Annotated in this window: 1 protein-coding gene; it reads left to right on the top strand. The window is 64.5% G+C overall.

Annotated elements, in window-relative coordinates; genetic code table 11:
• Nucleotides 1–222: 222 nt before the first annotated feature.
• The coding region (locus IP90_RS16485) for a M20/M25/M40 family metallo-hydrolase (protein WP_144900764.1) at nt 223–1,629 on the top strand (1,407 nt) is incomplete at its 3' end.

Raw genomic sequence — 1,629 nt, 5'->3', positions numbered from 1 at the left:
TCCGCAGGACACCGGCTACATCAACAGCTGGAGCGTCACCTTCTGAGTTGTTGCACTGAAGGCATCACGACCCCGGCCGTGGCCGGGGCCGTGATCCTCTTCCTTCGAACTGGCGTCAACGCCGGGCGGGCCTCCGCCCGGTTCCCGCGCCCGATTTCATTAGCGATTGCAAACACGGATCCGGACGCGAACCCCCGCGCCCGGTAACGAAGGAGTGTTCACATGAAACTGCAATGCACACTGCTTGCGTCATTGCTGGCCGGCCTGCTGCTGGGCGGCGATGCGCTGGCGCAAGCCCAGGCTTCCGGGCATTCGCACCACGCGGACGAGATCGCCGCGATAGCCCTGGAGCAGGACCCGTTCGCGCAGGTCTTCATCGTTACCTCGCGCGATACCTACAGCAACAGCATCGCCGCGATCGCCCGCAACGGCATGGGTCGCCGCGACGGCACCGGCAACGACCTGGTGGTATCGGAGATCAAGGCGCACCAGTTGTCCACGGTCAGCGAACTCATCCATTCCAGGGAAAAGCGCTGCGGTGGCTATTTCGCTTTCAAGACCCGCGCCGAGGCCGATGCGTTCATTCGCGCCGACCGTTCGCAGCGGGCGCGCGAAACGGTGTTCCTGGTCGATTACACGATCGACAACCAGGCCACGGTCAACCCGTGGTTGCCGCAGGTGCAGGCCGGCAACATCCGCAGCACCATCGAGCATCTGTCGACGGCTTATCCGAACCGTTATTACGCCAGCACGCATGGCCGCAACGCCGCGACGTGGATCCGCGATACCTGGTTGTCGCTGGCCAATGGCCGCAGCGATGTCAGCGCCGAACTGTTCACTGCGTGCAGCAACTGTTCGACCCAGCCGTCGGTGATCCTGACCATCCAGGGCACGGAACTGCCCAACGAGGTCGTGGTGCTGGGCGGCCACCTGGATTCGATCTCCAACTCCGGCAGCGGCAACAGCATGGACGCGCCGGGCGCGGACGACGACGCATCCGGCATCGCCACTCTCACCGAAGTGATCCGGATCGCGCTGGGCAATGGCTGGAAACCGAAACGCACGGTCAAGTTCATGGGCTACGCCGCTGAGGAAGTGGGCCTGCGCGGTTCCAATGCCATCGCCCAGTCGTTCCAGGCGCAGGGCAAGAACGTGGTCGGCGTGCTGCAGCTGGACATGACCAACTACGCCACCGGCGCCAGCGTCGACATGCAGCTGCTCACCGACTACAGCAACGCCAGCCTGCAGCAGTTCGTGCGCAACGTGTTCGACACCTACCTGGCGCCGCTCGGGCTGACCCGCGGCACCTACACCTGCGGTTATGCCTGTTCCGATCACGCTTCATGGACCAGTGCCGGCTATCCGTCGACGATGATGTTCGAGGCCAGTTTCAACAACGCCATCCACACGCCCAACGACACGCTTTCCAACATGGGCAACAGCGCCGCGCCCAGCGTGCCGCTCGCCAAGCTGGGCCTGGCCTTCCTCGGCGAACTGGCCAAGACCGACGGTGGTGGGCCCGCTCCCAACACGCCGCCGACGGCGGGCTTCAGTTCGAGCATCAATGGCCTGACGGTGCAGTTCACCGACAGTTCCAGCGACAGCGACGGCTCGATCGCCTCGCGCAGC

The sequence above is a fragment of the Luteimonas cucumeris genome (assembly GCF_007830035.1).
Classification (GTDB): Bacteria; Pseudomonadota; Gammaproteobacteria; order Xanthomonadales; family Xanthomonadaceae; genus Luteimonas_C; species Luteimonas_C cucumeris.
This window is presented reverse-complemented; position numbering and strand designations above follow the sequence as displayed.